The following is a 16,461-nucleotide window of genomic DNA, read 5'->3' on the forward strand; positions in this document are numbered from 1 at the left end:
TCACCCGGAAGGGCGGTCGGAATGCTCATTCAGTTGTGGGGCCCGGTATGGGACTTGGTCGGTAACGGCGGTTATCACGCCATTACCTTCAGCTGGTTTTTCCTCAAGATCAGCAATGTCATCGAGATCATCTTGGTCGTGCTGATCTTCGTGGTCGGGATGTTCGTGAACCTGCCAGGCGGGAAAGTGGACACGAGGGAGCACAGGCGATGAGTGCGGGGGACGAGGCCCGGGCGCCGGAACCGGATCCGGTGACTAACGCCACAGGGGCCGAGCCGTTCTCGTGGACCAAGCCCAGCCCCTGGCTGCGCGGCTATCTGGTCCGCAACTACCCGCTGCGCAAGCTGCTCCCCGATCGCGAGCCCGCGTACGTCTCCTCGGTGCTGTACACAATGGGCGTGCTGACGCTCGCGGCACTGATCTGCGCGGTCATCAGCGGCGTGATAATCGCGCTGGGCGGGGTCTCGTTCTGGCACACGAACAGCTTCGGCGCCTTCATGAACAGCATCCATTTCTGGAGCGTGCAGTTCATGTTCTTGTTCATGGCCGTCCATTTCATCACCAACTTCTTCACCATGGGCTGGCGCGGCGGGCGCGGCTGGACCTGGATCACCGGGGTGCTCGCGTTCATCCTGTCCATCCTGACCTCGTTCACCGGTTTCCTGATGATGACCAACTGGGACAGCCAGTGGGTCGGCCAGCAGGCCAAGGATGCGTTCAACGCGCTGGGTATCGGCGCGATCTGGAACGTGATGAACGCGGGCCAGCAGTTCACCATGCACGTGGTCTCCACCACGGCGTTGCTGCTGTTCGTCGTGTCCGTGCACATCGCACTGATCCGGCGCCGTGGCGTAACTCCGCCGCCTGGCGCGGAGGACCTCGAGGTCGTAGCCGATCAGCCAGTCCCCAAGCCGGAATCGCGGTAGGAGGCGACGATGACATCGCAAACCAAGCGCCATCCGCTGCGCACTTGGCGGGGTCCCGAGCGCCAGTATGACCTGGTGGCCGAGGGCACGATCGCGGTCATCATTGTGGCCCTGCTGGTGATCCTGGCCGCGAGCCTGTGGGCGTCCCCCAACGGTGGCCTGACGTACCCTGGCGCGCCGAAATCACCGGCCGGGCAGGCGTTCAGCGCCAAGTACTGGGATGTCAACGACCCGGCAGACCTGGCCGCGACGGCGGTGCAGGAGCTGGCCGGCGGAAGCACGACCGCCGGGTACGGCCCGCCGTTCAACACGACCGCCGGCGCGGCGCAGCAGATCATCGGGATCAAGCCGGCCGAGATCGCCAAGTGGATCTTCGGCTTGACCTTGCCAGTCAACACCGCCAACGACTTCGTGCTGGCCCCAGTCGCCCAGCTGGTCGCGCCGTTCAACCCGGCGGTCGCGATCGCGATCCGCGCGTACAAGGCGGCTGGCGGCGACCTCGCGCCTGGCACCCCGGGCGATCAGGTCGCCTCGCCCCGCCAGCTGACGTGGCTGGACAACTACGCCACGGCGCTGTCGGGCAGCAGCGCGAAGGTCACGCCCACCTTGATCGCGGTCAAGGCAGGCAACTACGGGCCGGTCCCGGTCATCATCGCGGCCGAGCTGGCCATCGCGAACAACGGGAGCCTGGACGGGTACCTCCAGGGCAGTGAGCAGCAGCTGAGCACGAACACCACCATGGGGACGATGTTCTTCAGCGACAGCACGCTGTGGGGCAACATCGCCGAAGCCCAGGGCGTGGGCGGCGACCAGTGGGGCGTGATGAACGAGCTGTGGAACTTCCCCGGCCAGGTCTGGCTGTGGCTGTACGCAGGGATGTACCAGATCCCCGCGCTGGCCTCGAACAACGACAACTTGGACCTAGACGTCGGCCTGCTCATGATCGTGTTCGGGTTCCTGCTGCCGATGTTCGCGCCGTGGATCCCGGTCATCAACCGCATTCCGCGGTGGATCCCGCTATACAAGATCATCTACCGCCGGTACTACGCGACCACGACGGGCGGACAGCCGCCCGCGAGGGGACCGGGCGAGCCCGTCCCGTCGCCGGGCCCATTGGACGGGGCATCGCCGCGCGGATGATGTAGACGACTCGCTCGGGGGTTCGGGCCGGTCTGTCATGCTTGCGTAATGCTCGGACGACTCCATCACGTGGTAATCGACTGCCGCGACCCGGCCGCACTCGCGGCGTTCTACTCCGGGCTGCTCGGGCTGCCGGTCACCTACCGGAGCGACGATTTCGTCGTCGTCGCCGCCAGCGACCGGTCGTCGGGCCTGGCGTTCCAGCTCGCCCGGGACCACCGCCCGCCGACCTGGCCAGATCCCGCCGTGCCGCAGCAGATCCACCTGGACGTCATGGTCGAAGACGTGGCAGCCGACGGGCCGCGCGCGCTGGCGCTCGGAGCAACCAAGCTCGACGGCGAGAACGTCTACGCCGACCCGGCCGGCCACCCCTTCTGCCTCATCCCGCGCCCGCACTGGGCCCCGCCCATCCCCGCAGGCGAATGATCGTCCCCAACGGCGGCCGTGCTGGCGGCTGACCATCCAGCCACGGTCAAATCTGGGCTGTGGGGGATAGGAGAGGCGCAGGCGGCGGAATCAAGGATTCAATCGAACATGATCTTGGAAACTTTTCTTTTGCTGGAGACTTTTCCCCCGGATCGGGGTTTTTGTTTCCATCAGGAGAAAAGTTTCCAAGATCTTCGCCGACGGGTGAGGTACATGCGCCCGAAGGGGCGAGTGGAGATCGCTGGTACCTTTCCGAGGGCGCCCTCGGCGCCTGTGGCGGCGCGACTCCGGCGCTGTGCCAGCCCGGCTAGCTGCCCAGAGCAGATCCGCTGGCTTCTGGCGGAGCCGCGAACGTACGGTCAGACACGTGACCGAGACCGAGCCTGGAAGCGTGCGACGGGTGCTGGCCGGCAGGGTGCGGCTCGCGTACCGGACGTGGGGACCCGCGCAGGCCCCACCGCTTGTGCTGGTGCACGCTCTCGGTGAGGCATCGTTGGACTGGGCGCTCGTCGCGGCGGCGCTGGCGCCCGCGTGGCGCGTGTACGCGCCGGACCTGCGCGGGCACGGGGCGAGTGACTGGCCGGGCTCCTACACGATCGAGTGGCTCACCGCTGACCTGGCGGCGTTCATTGACGCGCTTGGCCTGGACCGGGTCGCCCTCTGCGGGCATTCGATAGGCGCGGCGCCCGCGTATCTGTACGCGGCAGGCCACCCGGGGCGCGTCGCCTGCCTCGTCCTTGAGGAACCGGCGCCGCCGTGGCCGCGGGCACGGCGAGTCCTCACCCGGCCGGATGAACCGCTGCCGTTCGACTGGGACGTGACGGAGCTGAGCAACGAGTTCACCGATCCGCGGGCCAGTGCCTGGCGCGACTCGCTCCGGCAGATCCGGGCCCCCGCGCTCATCGTCGCGGGGGGACCGGACAGCCACCTCGACCAGAGCCGGCTCGCGGACATGGCCACGCTGATCCCGGACTGCGACTTGGTCACCATCCAGGCCGGGCACCTGGTGCACGTCGCCAGGCCGGCCCAGTTCACCGAAGTCGTCTCGGGCTTCCTTAGCGGGACGCGGAGCGCGCCGCCGCGCACCGGGTAATTCGGTGGACACCGAAGTTATGGTTCGAACATGGGCACCGTCGACGTAGCGCGCTTTGTGTCAGACGGATTCGTCAAGCTGCCGGGAGTTGTCCCGCGTGCGGTCGCGGACGCCGCCAGGGCGCTGCTATGGCAGCAGGCCGGACTCTCGCCGCAGGATCCGGCGGGGTGGAAGGACTGCTCACCCTGCTATCGGATGTCGGGCCTGATGACCCGCCGACCCGCATCAGGGTCGGCTCGCAGCGCGACGCGGCCGCGGACCGTGCACGCCGCCGACGAACACCGGGGCGGCGAGCCGAGGTTCATGGCCCAGACGCCCTCTTCCTCACCGCGCCGCTGACACCCGGCGGGAGCAGCGCGTTGTCCCTGGCCATCGCGCCCGAGGCTGCTTAGCCGGCTACTGCCACGAGGCGCGGTCGAGGCGGAACATCAGGCTCTGCCTGCGGGTGCCGTCCCTGCGGATGCGATGGTCCGGCTGGATGCCGAGGTCGGTCGCGCCGAGCTTGCGGATGGCGGCGGCCGACCGGCCGTTCCGCTCGTCGGTGCGCAACCCGATCCATTCGGCGCCATAGTCGAAGATCGCGTCGAACAGCAGGCGCTTGACCGCGGCGTTGACGCCAGTTCCCCACACGGCCGGGTCGAACTGCGTGCCGCCGACCTCCACGCCCCCCGGCTCTGCCGGGTCGAAGATGACCGAGGTCATGTGGCATCCGCCGCCTCGTAGCGGCGCACCGAGACCGTGTCCGCTCGCATCTCCGCCGGGAGGGGAACAGGCCAGTTCATGCCCCAATTATCCGGCAGGACCGTGGCGGGCCGGGAGGACGACGCCTACTTGACGACGACGAAGTACACCCAGGGGCTGTTCGCGCTGAGGTTCACCGTGTCGGTCTTGCCGCGGATGTAGTTGCCGCGGATCCGGTACTTGTCGCCGGCCGCGCCGCTCAGGTCGAAAACGGAGCTGTCGTGGCTCTGCTTGTCCAGGGTGTCGCAGCCGTACTTGGTGTCGGCGTCCCAGACGGGCCCCTTGGCGCCCTTGTCCCACTGCTGTGTCTCGGGTTCGAGGCACTCGCCATGCTTGTTCGGCGTCACCGTCGAGTGCAGGGTGAGCGGCTTGCTCGCGTGGAAGTAGAAATAGACGTGGCCGTTGTACTTAACCGTCTTGAAGTAATTGGTCACCCGGGACTCGACCCGGGCCCGCGTGCCCACGGTGCGGGCCGCCTTCGCCGCGGCGTGACCCGTGCTGCCGGCGAACACGGCGGTGAACTTGGTTGACCTTGTGACGCTGTAGCCAGCGAACAGCTTGTGCTTGGCGTTGACCTTGCCGACCGCGATCCGCCTGGTCGCCAGCCCGGCCGGCTGGGCGTAGAGCGTCACCTTGCCGCCGGGGATGCCCCGGTCGAGGGTGACGGTGACAACAACCTTGTCCCCGTAGCCGTAACTGCCCCTGACCGTTGAGACACTCAGCTGTGTCCTGGCCGCGGCGGGGCTCGCCGCCCGCGCGATGCCCTGCGGAATTCCCAGCAGCCCGGCCGCCCCGATCAGCGCGCAGCCAACTGCGATAAACCTCGATCGCACGGCGCCTCCCCGATGAGGTTCCTTTCGGAATAGATCCAAATCGAGTATTCCGAACGAGTACCGGCAACTCTGGTAGCCGCGCCGTGACGCACTGAAGCTTTTCCGGCGCCGCTACCGGGCTTAGCCGAAACGCCGGACGGCGATGGCCACGCATTCCGGCCGCTTGAACCCGCTACTTCGCCACAACGAAGTACTGCCATCCGCTCTCGGCGCTGAGGTTGGTGATGTCGCTGCCGTGCAGGTAGTCGCCGCGGATCCGGTAGTGAACGCCGAGGGCGTCATGGCTCAGCGCGACGCTGACACCAGCCGTGCTCTTCGTGCCGAGCTTCGCGCATCCGGTGACATGGCTGGCGCGCCACTGGCCCTTCGAGAACTCTTGCACCTCGAGCTTGACGCACTCGCCTTGCTTGTTCGGCGCCACGGAGACCGCCACATTCACGCGCGCGGTGTGATGGTAGAGGCGGTAGACGACCGACCCGATTCGCTTGCTCGCGTAGTACCCGCTGACCTTCTCCGTGACGCGCGCGTTGACCCAGGCCGTAACGGTGACCGTTTTCGCCGGGTACTCCGCGTCGCCGGCGAAGGCGGCGGAGAAAGTCGTGGTGTGAGCCGCGGGGTAGCTGAGGATCAGGTTTCCCGCGCTGTTCACCGCGCCCCTCGCCACCAGTGTCCGCGCAGCGCCCGAGGGCTTGGCGTAGACCGATACGGTCCGGTCGCCGTTCGCGGTGCCGAGGTGAACGGAGATGTGCAGTACCGGCCGATAGGTTGCGGTCTTTGGCGAGACGGACAACGTGAGCACCGGCGCCGCCTTCGTCACGGTCACGTCCGCGCCTGCCTGCGCCGTGGTCGCGCTCGAGTTCCCCGCATAGGAGAAGGCATACGAGTAACTGCCCGTGGCTGGTGGCGTGTCGGTCAGCGTGAACGACCCGTCGCCATTGGTAGCCGCCGTCAGCGTCTTGGTGCCATCAGGCCCGCTTCGCGACACGGAGATCACGGTGCCCGCGGCGGGGGCGGTATCGCCGAACATCAGGGACCCGCCGAGCTTGACCGGACTGCCGTAGGCCGCGCTCACCGAGGTAGACGTCAGGGTGAGCGCGGACCTGGAGACCGCTGGGTTGTCGTAGATGAGCAGTTCGGGGGTGGCGTAGCTGCCGGTCGTGACGGAGAAGAGCTTCGAGCCGCCGGCGGAAAGGGCGAGGCCGCCGGGCATCCCGTCGTCGCCGAGAAGGTTTACCGCGGTGGCGGTGCCCGGCGTGAAGATGTACGGACCCTGGGGCCTGCCCTCGCCGCCGGCGGCGACGAGGCCGGTGCCCGAGGCGATCGCGACGGAATCGGGATACGGGACGGGCCCGTATGTCCCCTGCACGCTCAGGTCGGCCGTGCTGTAGGCCCATTCGGCGGTCGGTGTCGGCACCGGCGGGGCGGTGTCGCCGCACACCGGGATGAACCGCGCGCCGCCGGGAAGGACGGCGAGATCCTGCACAACGGCGCAGTCGGCGCCGGCGCCGGTGAGCAGCTTCGCGGTCTTGACCCGGACGGTTGGCGGATCCTGCGATGTGTCGAAGCTCACGACTGAGGTGGGATCGGCGTCATTCGCCACGACGACGAGCACGTTGCCGGTGTCCGAAGGGTCCGCGGCGATCAGCGGCGCACCGGTCCAGCTCCCCATCGAAGGCTGGGTCTCGAACGCCGGATCCGCCGCGGACAGGTCGAAGTCGCCGATCGCCTGGCTGGCCGCATTGCCCTCGTAGCTGACCCAGAGCGTGCCGCTCTGCACCGCGACCGCCTCGGCGGTGGCGGTCTGCTCAAGCGTCGCCGTGCTGAAGGCGTCCACATCCCAGCCATTCGTGGCGTACAGGGTGGACCCGTCGGGCGACAGCGTCATTCCCCGCCCGTCGGCGCCGATCACCGTGACCGTCTGGCCGGAGAAGTCGGTCACCAGGATGCCGGCGTTGGTTGCGCTGATGAACACGTGGTCATGCGTGCTGTCCACCACCATCTTGTAGTAGTGGCTGATCAGCGGGATAAGGACCGTGGTGTCGGACCGGGCGGCGCTCACCGGCACGACGGCAGAGAGGGCGGCCGCGGCGAGGGCGAACGCGGCCAGGATTGCTGTGCGGCGCATGGTTCTCCTGTGGCAGTGCGGGACCATGGAGAACTATGGCATATCGGTTGACATTAAAGTCGACAGAAAACCACTGAATCCAAAAATTTACCGGATTCAGGAGCTACTGATACCGCCGGCCCGCCGGGCTACCGGAGTAATGGTGCGGAACGGAGTCGGCCGAACCCGTTCGGGATCATTCCTGTTTTGATCGTGGTGGCTTTACTTGAACGCGGTGCGCGGGTCGGTGCCTGCCTGGGCGGCGCGGAGCAGCCTCTCCAGGTCGGCGGCCGTGACAGGGCGCGGGTTGGAGGCGGGGACGGACGGGAGGATCGCCGCGGCGGCCTCGGCGATCGAGTCCTCGGTGAAGCCGTAATCGGCAAGCGCGTGCGGGGCGTTCAGCTCTTGCTTCAGCTCCACCAGGCCGTCGATGGCGCTGGCCGAGCCGAACGCGGCGGCGATCCTGCGCTCGGCGTCGGGGGCGGCGGGGGCGTTGAATGCCAGCACGTAGGGCAGCACGGTGGCGTGCGTCTGCGCGTGCGGCAGATTGTACTTGCCGCCGAGTACGTGGCAGATCTTGTGGTGCAGGCCGGAGCCCGCCGAGGCGAAGGCGGCCGCCGACAGGTACGCGGCGTAAAGCGCGTGCTCGCGGCCGCCGAGGTCCATCGGGTCGGCGACCACCCGGGGCAGGCCCTCGCTCAGCGAGCGGATGCCCTCGGCGGCGAACGCGGCGTTGATGGGGTCGGCGTTCGGTCCCCACAGCGAGTCGACGCAGTGCGCGAGCGCGTTCAGGCCGGACGCGACTGACATGTCGACGGGGAGCGACATGGTCAGCGTGGCGTCGTAGACGATGACCCTGGGCAGCACCATCACGTCGACGCCGGTCGTCTTCTTCGCGCCCTCGGTCAGGCCCCAGACAGGTGTCGCCTCGGAGCCCGCGTACGTGGTGGGCACGGCGATGATCGGCAGGCCCGTGGTCATCGCGACCGCCTTGGCCAGGCCGGTGGTCGAGCCGCCGCCGACGCTCACCAGGGCGTCGATGCGGTTGGCCACCGCCGCCTCGCGGGCGCGCTCGGCCACCTCGACGGGGACGTGCATCACCACGTCGTCGTGGCGCAGCGCCACCGGCAGGACCCCGGCGATCGTGTCGGCGAGCTGCGTCTCGGGCTTGGCCGCGATCAGCATGATCCGGGTGGCGCCGAGTTCGGCGGCCTGGGCGGCCAGGTGCACTGCCGCCTCGCCTGAGCCGAAGCAGACGCGCTGTGGGAGGGTGTCGTGGACGAAGCGCATGCCTACCATCTTGCGCCCTCTTGAACTAGCTGCCGGCCTGCGGCCGGCTGAGCAGGTTCTCTAGGGCGGAGCGCAGCGCCGCCTCCGGGTCCGCGGGCAGCGTCATGGCGCGCCAGCCGATGAACTTGTCCGGGCGGACGAGCAGCACGCCGTCCTCGTCGACCTCGCGCAGCCGCGCCCAGTCGTAGTAGATGTCGGTGACCTCGCGGCCGGGACCGATGATGACTGTCTTGAGCGGGACACCGAGATCGGCGCCGACCTTCGCCGCCGCCGCCTGCCACGCCTCGCCCGCGATGCCGGTGATCAGCGTGAACGTGTCATAGGGCGCGAGATCGAGCGTGGATACCTTGTGGATGGCGTCACCGACCCAGGCGTGCGGCAGGTGCGAGCCGGGGACGGTGGAGGCCTGGTAGTACAGCTCGGGGTCCCTGGCCGGCGCGGGCCGCGTGGCGCCGTCGGAGTTCTGGATCGCGGTGGACTCGTAGAACTGGCCGAGGTCGACGCCGTGCGCGTTGAACTCGTAGTCCTTCAGCTCCATCGCCTCGACCAGGGCGTGGCGCTTTTCTTTGCCGCGCGGGGTGTTGGCCTTGCGCTCCTCGATCTGGGCCCGCATCTCCTCTTCCGTCTCGGCGTCCATGAGGCCGAGCACCTCGAAGAACTGGACGAACTCGCGGCTGGACTTGTTGGCCCTGGTGACGATCTGCTTCGCGACCGGTGCGCGTTCCCGCGAGTAGGTCTCGAGCAGTTCCTGGCCCGCCTGGCCTTTCAGTACTGCCGCGAGCTTCCATCCGAGGTTGTATGAGTCCTGGATGCTCGTGTTGGAGCCGAGGCCGTTCGACGGCGGGTGCCTGTGTACCGCGTCGCCCGCCGCGAACACCCGCTGCTTCTGCAGGTGCGTGGCGTACATCTCGTTGTTGCCCCACAGGCTGGTGCCGGTGATCTCCACCTCGAGGTCCGGCATGCCGAGCAGGTTCCTGACGATCTGCGTGGCCTTTTCCTCGTCGACGACCGGTGCGGGCTGGCTGATGTCGTAGCCCCAGACGATCAGCCACTCGTTCCACGGCCGGACCATCCGCACCAGGCCGGCGCCGATGCCGCCGACGTTGGACCCGGGCTGGATGACCCAGTACAGCACGCTCGGCCTAGGCGCGACGTGCGCGGAGATGTCGGCCTTGAAGGTGATGTTCATCGAGCCTGCGATGTCCATCTGTCCCTCGTAGGGCAGGCCGATGTCCTCGGCTACCTGCGATCGCGCGCCGTCCGCGCCGATGAGGTACTTCGACCGGATCTGGTAGCTGGTGCCGGTGAGCCGGTCCAGGACGGTCGTGGTGACGCCGCCCTCGTCCTGGGTGTGGCTGACGTACTCGGTGGAGAACCGCGACTGCGTGCCACGGGCCGTGGCGTTCTTCACCAGGATCGGCTCCAGGTAGGTCTGCGGTATGTCGCAGATTAGGCACGGCGACGCGAGCTGGTAGTCGGCCTCGCGTGCCGGGTGCGTGCCCCAGGTGCGGATGCGGCCAATCTCCTCGCCCGCGATGCTGGTGCAGAAGACCGTGTCGCCGACCAGCGGATGCGGGGTGGCGTCGGCGAGGACCTGGTCCTCGATGCCGAGGTCGCGGAAGATCTCCATCGCGCGCTGGTTGGTGATGTGCGCCCGGGGCGTGTTGGCCGTCCACCGGTACTTGGTGATCATGATGTTGCGGACACCGAGCGTGGACAGGGACAGCGCGGCGGCGCCGCCGGCGGGACCGGAGCCGACGATGAGCACGTCGGTCTCCGCGGTCGCCGACGTCGGCAGCTCGGTCTCGGCGAGTCCGTCATCGAAGGCAGGCATGTGCGCGATTGTTGCTGCCGGTGCTTCCTCTGCCAAGGCCGGCGGACCGGAATGGCGGAAATCAGAAGCTGCCGCCCGCCGCGGACCGGCGGACGTCGCTCGCACTGAGGCCGAAGTGCTGGCGGAACGCGTGCGAGAAGTAGGCGGCCGAGGTGAAGCCGCACCTGGCGGCGGCCTCGGCCACGGTCATGGGTTGCCCGGCTGCGGCCCCGGTCGCGCCGGTGGCGGCCCTGGCGGCGGCCCCGGTCGCGGACAGGACCGAGCGGGCAAGCAGCAGGCGGCGCTCCAGGATGTGCCGGGGGACGGATGTGCAGTCGGCGGCGAACACACGCGACAGCTGGCGCTCGCTGATCCCGATCGCGGCTGCGATCCGGTCCGCGCCGAGGCCGGGGTCCGTCAGGTGCTCCTCTATATAGAGGTGCGCGGCGGCGCGGTGGGCGGTCGCGCGCGCCGCGTCCCGGCCCGCCGCCAGGACGGCCACCAGGTCGAGCACCGTCCGGTCGTCGGGCGGCACCGGCTGGTCCGCGCGCGTCGCGCGGCCGGTCAGCCGCGCCAGTGCGCGCGCGTGCTGGTCGGCTTCCGTCGCGAAGGAGGTGACGACCTGGCCCTCGGGAAGCGACACGTCCGCGCGGGTGCTTACGGCGTCCCATGGCACCGTCACGACCAGCTCGTCGAGCCCGTGGGCGAACCCGCGGGCGAATGGCCGGTCGGTGGCGCAGACGAGGGCGTCGCCCGGGCGCAACTGGCGTGTCCCATCCGCGCTGGTGAACCAGGCCTCGCCGCGCAGGGTCAGGTACACCGCGACGGAGCCGGCCGGGGAGCGGCTGATCACCGCGTGGGTCCGCGCCACTTCATGGGCGGAGCCGCGCACCCGTGCCAGCCTGGCGTGCGGAAGCTGCACGTTGACCTCGACCGCCTCGAGCGGGCTCGCCGCGCGTACGTCAAGGCCGATCAGGGCGCTCGCGTTGTGCGTTTCCCACAGCTCGACCCGGCGCGCGGCGGGAAGGCCCGCGGTCGAGAAGACCCGGGGCACCAGATCGGCTTGTGCCGTCGCCCCGGCGGCGGTAACCGGCATGTGTCCGATACTGTGGCCGGCCCGCGTGGCACGTCAACGGCTCGCCGCTAAAGCGGGATTAATGACGGTTCATCGCCTGGCGGTAAATAATGGCGCCTGGTACCGCCGCCGTTCGCGAGGAGACAGCATGGCCGCCGCGTCCGTAACACCCCCGGACGGGTCTGGTGCGCAGGTCGGCCGGTCCGGTGGCGATTTCAGCAGGGGCGAGTTGAACGCCTGGCTGTACGAGGTCATGCCGGACGGGACCAGCCAACCGCTGTGGCCGACCTCCGGGCGGCCGATGGCGACCGTGGATGCGGCTGGAGCCGTCTACGTCTCGGTCGAGGGCGGGCAGAGCACCACGACGAGGAAGTATCTCCGGGTACCGCGCGCCGAAGGGATGTCCGCCGACCCGGTGACGGTCTACATGGACAAGGGCACCGGCTTCTGGATGATCCAGAACAGCGGCCGCACGAACACGCTGCGGGTTCAGCAGTACGGCCTGTCCGCCGTGCCGCTCCGTCCGCAGGCCGTGATGCCCATGGCGGGCCGGGACGTGGCCGTCTGGATTCCCGTGGTGCCGCATGCGGCCAGGCAGGCCAACAGCGAGAGCTTCCGGCTGCTCATACTCTCCGGGACGGAGCGGCCGGAAGCCCCCGGGCAGACCAGGCTGATCACCGCGCCGCGCCGGTACCTGTCGGACGCCAAGCAGGAGGCGCTAATCGCGTACTTCGGCGATCACCTCTCCTGGCCGCCGCTGCCCGCACCGCACGTCCGCCAGCAGGCGGAGGTTGAGCAGATCGCCTACCAGGCGCGGCTGCCGAAGGAGCCCACACCGGAGCGCTGGGCGCGGAACCGGTTCGACGTGCTGGCGGGGAGGGATGGCCTGTTCACGGACGCGGACTGGTACCCGAGACTCGGCGGTCCGGGCCGGACCCTGGCCAACCACCTGGCCGCCTTTCACCGGCTGGTGGAGCTCCGCACGATCACGCTGCGGCGGGTCTGCGAATGGGCATTGAGGCACAACGTGGGACCGTACGTCATTATTGACAGGCAACTGGTTCCGCCGGCCTGAATCGCCGGTCGCGTTGCTGCGCCTTTTCATGTCAGGAGGACCTGGAAGGCGATGTTTCTTGGGTCGGCATATTCTTGTCGGGTATGTTGGTAACCCCTATCTCCTGGCGCTTCTTTCCTCTTAGGAACCATACCGATATTGCGCGGAATACCAATGGAGCTCCGGCCTCCCGGAGCTAGGCCGCTGCCGGGGTGCAGGGCGGCCGGGGGCGCCGGTGTCGACTGCGGCGGCGTGATCGGCTGCTGGCCACCGCTAGGTGGCGATGCCGGGTGTAGGTGTGATGGCGTCAGCAATGGGCTTGTAATGCGGAGATCCCTCGGGTGAGGGAAGTTATTGCCCACTCTCACTCTCCGTGTGCAAGAGAATACAATATGTCACCCATATCTATGGTTGAGAAGCCTACGAAGGATGATGGTGACTGCTACACTCACGCTTGGGTTGTCCGTTCGATGGTGAGGACAACGGGGCATCTGGTAACTACTGGGGGCATTGACTTGTAACGCGTTGTCGATGGTAACGATGCGCTGTGTTGCCGTTTCCCGGGACGGCCGACTGGGGACCGTCGAAACAGTCACGGGCCTGTTATGAGTTTGTTTGTAACGTGACTGATCGGACATTGGGGAGGTTGAATGGGTGAAGTTTCCGGGCAGAACGCGCTCGCTGCATATCGTGCTATAGGCGGTGGCGTCGCAATCGTGCCAAGTGTAAGTGTCGTCGTGCCTGCTAAGAATGAATCCCGTAATCTTGCGCACGTTTTCAGCACTATTCCGGAATGGGTTGACGAGGTCGTACTCGTTGACGGGCATTCGACCGATGACACGGTTGCGGAGGCCCAGCGACTGCTCCCCTCAGTAAAGATCGTCCACCAGCAGGGCAAGGGCAAGGGTGACGCCCTCATTGCCGGGTTCGAGGCGGCCAAGGGCGACATCATCGTGATGATGGACGCCGACGGATCGACCGATGGCGCCGAGATCCCGCGCTTCGTCGCCGCCCTTACCACAGGGGCTGACTTCGCCAAGGGTTCACGGTTCGCAAGCGGCGGCGGCAGTGACGACATCACCTTTAACCGTCATCTGGGCAACCGCATTCTCAGCACCATGGTGAACATCCTGTTCGGGACCCGCTACACCGACCTTTGCTACGGCTACAACGCGTTCTGGGCGAAGCACCTGGCCAAGATGGACCTCGCGGAGTTTACCGGGTTCGAGATCGAGACCGTGATGAATGTCCGGGCCGCGAAGGTGGGCCTGTCGATCCAGGAGATCCCCAGCCACGAGTACAACCGCCTGCACGGAATGAGTAACCTCAACGTCCTGCGGGACGGCATTCGCATCGGCAAGTTCATCGTCCACGAGTGGCTTTCCGGCAGCGGGCAAGCCCACTGGAACTCGGGAAGCAGCGCGACGGCGCGGCGCCAGGAACACCAGGCCCGGCTGGAGGCATCTTTGGTCGCTGCCAAGACTGCCGATGTGGAAGTCCCCTGAGTTCACACTTTAACGTGAAAGCCTGAGGGCCGCAGACTTACGTCTGCGGCCCTCAGGCTTCTCTGCTTCGCCGGTTGCTCTAGTTCCGCCGGTTCCGCGCTGTTTCTAGGTATACCTGGCCAAGCTCTTCTGCCGAGGTGTTCCAGGTGGGCAACTCCGGAAGGGTCGCGGGCGCGGGTCTTGCCATGGCCTCGAGAAGCTGCTTCGCCACAACAGAGGCGGGCGTGCCCGGAGTCACTCCCTCAACTAGGCCCTCAGCCACCAGCTCGCCGATTCCCGCCACGTCGTACCCAACGACCGGCCGGCCGACGCTGAGCGCTTCCATGACCGCGACCGGGTGGGCCTCGTAGTCCGACATCGCCGCGATCACGCTCGCCTCTGCCATTGCCTCGGCCATCGCCTGACGGTCGGCGGGCGGCAGCTGCGTGATCGTGACCCGGTCGGCCACGCCGTGGCGCCGCGCGGAGACGCGCAGTTCGTCCTCGTACGGCCCGCGTCCGATGATCACGAGGTGAGCCTCGGGGTTGCCGGTGATGACGTCGGGCAGCGCCTCAATGACCCGGTGATGCCCCTTGTAGTGCTCAAGCCGGCCGACGGAGACGATGCGTCCGGGTATGACATTGGTTCCCGTGGGAGGGGGCGGGAGCGTCCCGCCGTTTCGGATGACCGTGATCGGCTTGCTGCCCAGGTACGCCCGGGCAGCAAGGGTGTCCGCCTCGAAATGGCTGACGGCCACAAGCGCTGCCGCCCCGCGCAGCAGCGGCCCTACAGCTCGCCACTGGACGGTGCGCAGGGCGTTGCGATGACGCAGCGAGTGACCTCCGGTGTGGAATGTCACCATGTACGGCGTACGCGCGCGCCGTGCGGCAAGCATTGCCAGGACGGGCACCGGGGTGTGAATCCCCTGGCAGTGCACAAGGTCCCAGCGGTCGCGCTGGCCGGCGACCCTGGCGATGCCTGGCGCGAGGTAGTAGTCGCGGTGGCGCGGCCAGGCCGGGACGCGCAGCACGGTCACGCCGTCGATGACCTCACGGCGGGGACGGCTGCGGCTCCGGTCGGTGGCGAGCACCGTGATCTCGAATTCGCCGGACTTCGCGAGGTGCCTGCTCACCTCGTCGACGTGCATCTCAATGCCGCCCATGTCGGGCAGGTAGCGTGCCGTCGCCATGAGGACGCGCAGCGGGCTAGCTGACATCGCTATCGCCTCCGGTGCTGGGCGCCACCTGCGCGTAAATCGCTTCCAGCCGCTCGACGACGGCGGACGCGGTGAAATTACGCACCTTGTCCCGCGCGCCCCTGGTGATGCGAGACCGCAGGTCCTCGTCCTTGAGGACACTTTCCATGGCAGTCGCAAGCTCGATTTCGTTCCCTGGAGAAACGAGCAGTCCGCTCTCCTCGTTGACCACCATGTCCACCATGCCGCCGATAGAGGTGGTGATCACCGGGGCGCCGCTCGCCATGCTCTCGAGAACCGTGGTCGGACACGGATCCGGCCAGACGGAGGGCAGTACTGCCGCTGCGGAGCGCCGGAAAGCCTCCAGCACGTGAGGATGCGGCCATTCCTCGCGCACCGAGGCACCAGCGGGAAGATTCTCGGGCGTGTCAGGCGTGCGGCGTCCGATGAGGACGAGCGGCGGACGGTCCGCACCGAGCCGTTCATAAGCGCGCAGCAGCGTATGGGTTCCCTTGTCCTTGGAGATGTCTCCTACGAAGAGCAAGAACTTCTCGTCGGGAAGGTCGAGATGCGCGTGACTAGCAGTGCTAGCCGCCGCGGACGCATCAGGTGCCTGCACCAGTGCGTCCGGAATGAAGTTGGGAACAACCGAGCCCCGAGGGCCGTCGGCGATGTGGTTAGCCGACGCGACAGCCCTGCTCACGCTGACGATGTGGTCAATCGAGTGGGTCTTCCACGGGCGGATCGCCGCGGTCGCGAGGACGGTGGGCGGTCCGACGATGCGCCCGTAGTGCCCGGCGGCGCAAGGCAAGCAGCGCGCTGATGGGCCCTCGCAGAGCGCACCGTCGCGCATAAGGCGCTTGGTTGCGCACACCTGGCTGTAGTCATGGAGCGTCAGAACAAATCCGAACGACTTGTGCTTCGCCGGCCATCCACGCACCGGCAGCATGCTGTTGACGGCCCAGTTGTGGGCATGCACTACATCCGGCCGGACTTCCCTGACAATCTGCCGCAATGCGCGAACACCAAGCGGGTCCGGAACGGGCGGGTGATGCGGGCGGCTTGTTGAGTAGACGCCAGGCAGGCTCATCGCCATGGTCGGGAACCTGCGCACGTGGACACTCGAGGGGAGCACCTCGTGGTCCGGGCTCCCCGGGATGCGCTGCGTGGCGACGGTGACCGCGTGCCCCCTGGCGGCAAGGATGTTTCCGAGATTGAAGACGTGCCGCTCCTCGCCGCCGATGTCCGGCGGGAAGAACTGGGCAACCAACAAGATCCGCATCGTAA

At 67.7% G+C, this 16,461-nt stretch carries 16 protein-coding genes; 8 read left to right on the forward strand and 8 right to left on the reverse strand.

Annotation, left to right across the window (positions count from 1 at the left end):
• Positions 1-21 precede the first annotated feature (21 nt).
• The 6 genes from EAS64_RS38900 (at position 22) to EAS64_RS38925 (ending at position 3,924) form a co-directional block, all read left to right on the forward strand.
• A complete protein-coding gene (locus EAS64_RS38900) occupies positions 22-213 on the forward strand; it encodes a hypothetical protein (RefSeq protein WP_145861571.1) in 192 nt (63 codons plus the stop codon).
• On the forward strand, positions 210-926 hold the full coding sequence (locus EAS64_RS38905; protein WP_145861573.1) for a cytochrome b N-terminal domain-containing protein: 717 nt from the start codon (positions 210-212) through the stop codon (positions 924-926). The genes EAS64_RS38900 and EAS64_RS38905 overlap by 4 nt, the downstream gene beginning before the upstream one ends.
• 9 nt (positions 927-935) lie before the next feature.
• Entirely contained in the window at positions 936-2,066 is a 1,131-nt protein-coding gene (locus EAS64_RS38910) for a hypothetical protein (RefSeq protein WP_145861574.1), read from the forward strand.
• 48 nt (positions 2,067-2,114) lie between these two features.
• Positions 2,115-2,492 carry a VOC family protein gene (locus EAS64_RS38915; protein WP_145861576.1) on the forward strand — a complete coding sequence of 126 codons (378 nt, stop codon included), beginning with the start codon at positions 2,115-2,117 and terminating at the stop codon, positions 2,490-2,492.
• 367 nt (positions 2,493-2,859) lie between these two features.
• Positions 2,860-3,585: an alpha/beta fold hydrolase gene (locus EAS64_RS38920; protein ID WP_222849939.1), complete on the forward strand. Its 726-nt coding sequence runs from the start codon at positions 2,860-2,862 to the stop codon at positions 3,583-3,585.
• 30 nt (positions 3,586-3,615) lie between these two features.
• On the forward strand, positions 3,616-3,924 hold the full coding sequence (locus tag EAS64_RS38925; RefSeq protein WP_222849940.1) for a hypothetical protein: 309 nt from the start codon (positions 3,616-3,618) through the stop codon (positions 3,922-3,924).
• 57 nt (positions 3,925-3,981) lie between these two features.
• On the opposite strand, the gene EAS64_RS38930 is transcribed toward EAS64_RS38925, so the two are convergent.
• The 6 genes from EAS64_RS38930 to EAS64_RS38955 all read right to left on the reverse strand — a co-directional run bounded on the left by EAS64_RS38930 (position 3,982) and on the right by EAS64_RS38955 (position 11,462).
• Positions 3,982-4,287: a GNAT family protein gene (locus tag EAS64_RS38930; RefSeq protein WP_145861578.1), complete on the reverse strand. Its 306-nt coding sequence runs from the start codon at positions 4,285-4,287 to the stop codon at positions 3,982-3,984.
• Between the two features lie 125 nt (positions 4,288-4,412).
• Positions 4,413-5,159 (reverse strand): hypothetical protein, encoded by a 747-nt coding sequence (locus tag EAS64_RS38935; protein ID WP_145861580.1) that lies wholly within the window; start codon positions 5,157-5,159, stop codon positions 4,413-4,415.
• A gap of 172 nt (positions 5,160-5,331) precedes the next feature.
• On the reverse strand, positions 5,332-7,284 hold the full coding sequence (locus tag EAS64_RS38940; protein WP_145861582.1) for a hypothetical protein: 1,953 nt from the start codon (positions 7,282-7,284) through the stop codon (positions 5,332-5,334).
• A 201-nt stretch (positions 7,285-7,485) separates the two neighbouring features.
• A complete protein-coding gene (locus EAS64_RS38945) occupies positions 7,486-8,553 on the reverse strand; it encodes a maleylacetate reductase (RefSeq protein ID WP_145861584.1) in 1,068 nt (355 codons plus the stop codon).
• Positions 8,554-8,578: 25 nt separating this feature from the next.
• The gene (locus EAS64_RS38950; RefSeq protein ID WP_145861586.1) at positions 8,579-10,387 is read right to left on the reverse strand and encodes an FAD-dependent oxidoreductase; all 1,809 of its coding nucleotides are present in this window, start codon (positions 10,385-10,387) and stop codon (positions 8,579-8,581) included.
• A gap of 61 nt (positions 10,388-10,448) precedes the next feature.
• Positions 10,449-11,462: an AraC family transcriptional regulator gene (locus EAS64_RS38955; protein WP_145861588.1), complete on the reverse strand. Its 1,014-nt coding sequence runs from the start codon at positions 11,460-11,462 to the stop codon at positions 10,449-10,451.
• Positions 11,463-11,589: 127 nt separating this feature from the next.
• Between EAS64_RS38955 and EAS64_RS38960 the strand changes: the two genes are divergently transcribed.
• Both EAS64_RS38960 and EAS64_RS38965 read left to right on the forward strand, forming a co-directional pair.
• Complete coding sequence (locus tag EAS64_RS38960; RefSeq protein ID WP_145861590.1) at positions 11,590-12,516, forward strand: hypothetical protein; 927 nt, start codon at positions 11,590-11,592, stop codon at positions 12,514-12,516.
• A gap of 629 nt (positions 12,517-13,145) precedes the next feature.
• Entirely contained in the window at positions 13,146-14,000 is an 855-nt protein-coding gene (locus EAS64_RS38965) for a glycosyltransferase family 2 protein (protein WP_145861592.1), read from the forward strand.
• A gap of 79 nt (positions 14,001-14,079) precedes the next feature.
• Here EAS64_RS38965 and EAS64_RS38970 read toward each other — a convergent pair whose 3' ends face one another.
• Together EAS64_RS38970 and EAS64_RS38975 are read right to left on the reverse strand one after the other, a co-directional pair.
• Entirely contained in the window at positions 14,080-15,195 is a 1,116-nt protein-coding gene (locus tag EAS64_RS38970; protein ID WP_145861594.1) for a glycosyltransferase family 4 protein, read from the reverse strand.
• Complete coding sequence (locus EAS64_RS38975) at positions 15,185-16,456, reverse strand: glycosyltransferase family 4 protein (protein WP_145861596.1); 1,272 nt, start codon at positions 16,454-16,456, stop codon at positions 15,185-15,187. The genes EAS64_RS38970 and EAS64_RS38975 overlap by 11 nt, the downstream gene beginning before the upstream one ends.
• Between the last annotated feature and the right edge of the window lie 5 nt (positions 16,457-16,461).

Origin of the sequence: Trebonia kvetii, assembly GCF_007827045.1 — a bacterium.
GTDB lineage: Bacteria > Actinomycetota > Actinomycetes > Streptosporangiales > Streptosporangiaceae > Trebonia > Trebonia kvetii.

Coding starts and splice junctions, on each gene's coding strand:
- EAS64_RS38900 (WP_145861571.1), top strand. CDS start 22: ATGCTCATTCAGTTGTGGGGCCCGGTATGGGACTTGGTCGGTAACGGC.
- EAS64_RS38905 (WP_145861573.1), top strand. CDS start 210: ATGAGTGCGGGGGACGAGGCCCGGGCGCCGGAACCGGATCCGGTGACT.
- EAS64_RS38910 (WP_145861574.1), top strand. CDS start 936: ATGACATCGCAAACCAAGCGCCATCCGCTGCGCACTTGGCGGGGTCCC.
- EAS64_RS38915 (WP_145861576.1), top strand. CDS start 2,115: ATGCTCGGACGACTCCATCACGTGGTAATCGACTGCCGCGACCCGGCC.
- EAS64_RS38925 (WP_222849940.1), top strand. CDS start 3,616: ATGGGCACCGTCGACGTAGCGCGCTTTGTGTCAGACGGATTCGTCAAG.
- EAS64_RS38930 (WP_145861578.1), bottom strand. CDS start 4,287: ATGACCTCGGTCATCTTCGACCCGGCAGAGCCGGGGGGCGTGGAGGTC.
- EAS64_RS38940 (WP_145861582.1), bottom strand. CDS start 7,284: ATGCGCCGCACAGCAATCCTGGCCGCGTTCGCCCTCGCCGCGGCCGCC.
- EAS64_RS38945 (WP_145861584.1), bottom strand. CDS start 8,553: ATGCGCTTCGTCCACGACACCCTCCCACAGCGCGTCTGCTTCGGCTCA.
- EAS64_RS38950 (WP_145861586.1), bottom strand. CDS start 10,387: ATGCCTGCCTTCGATGACGGACTCGCCGAGACCGAGCTGCCGACGTCG.
- EAS64_RS38955 (WP_145861588.1), bottom strand. CDS start 11,462: ATGCCGGTTACCGCCGCCGGGGCGACGGCACAAGCCGATCTGGTGCCC.
- EAS64_RS38960 (WP_145861590.1), top strand. CDS start 11,590: ATGGCCGCCGCGTCCGTAACACCCCCGGACGGGTCTGGTGCGCAGGTC.
- EAS64_RS38965 (WP_145861592.1), top strand. CDS start 13,146: ATGGGTGAAGTTTCCGGGCAGAACGCGCTCGCTGCATATCGTGCTATA.
- EAS64_RS38970 (WP_145861594.1), bottom strand. CDS start 15,195: ATGTCAGCTAGCCCGCTGCGCGTCCTCATGGCGACGGCACGCTACCTG.
- EAS64_RS38975 (WP_145861596.1), bottom strand. CDS start 16,456: ATGCGGATCTTGTTGGTTGCCCAGTTCTTCCCGCCGGACATCGGCGGC.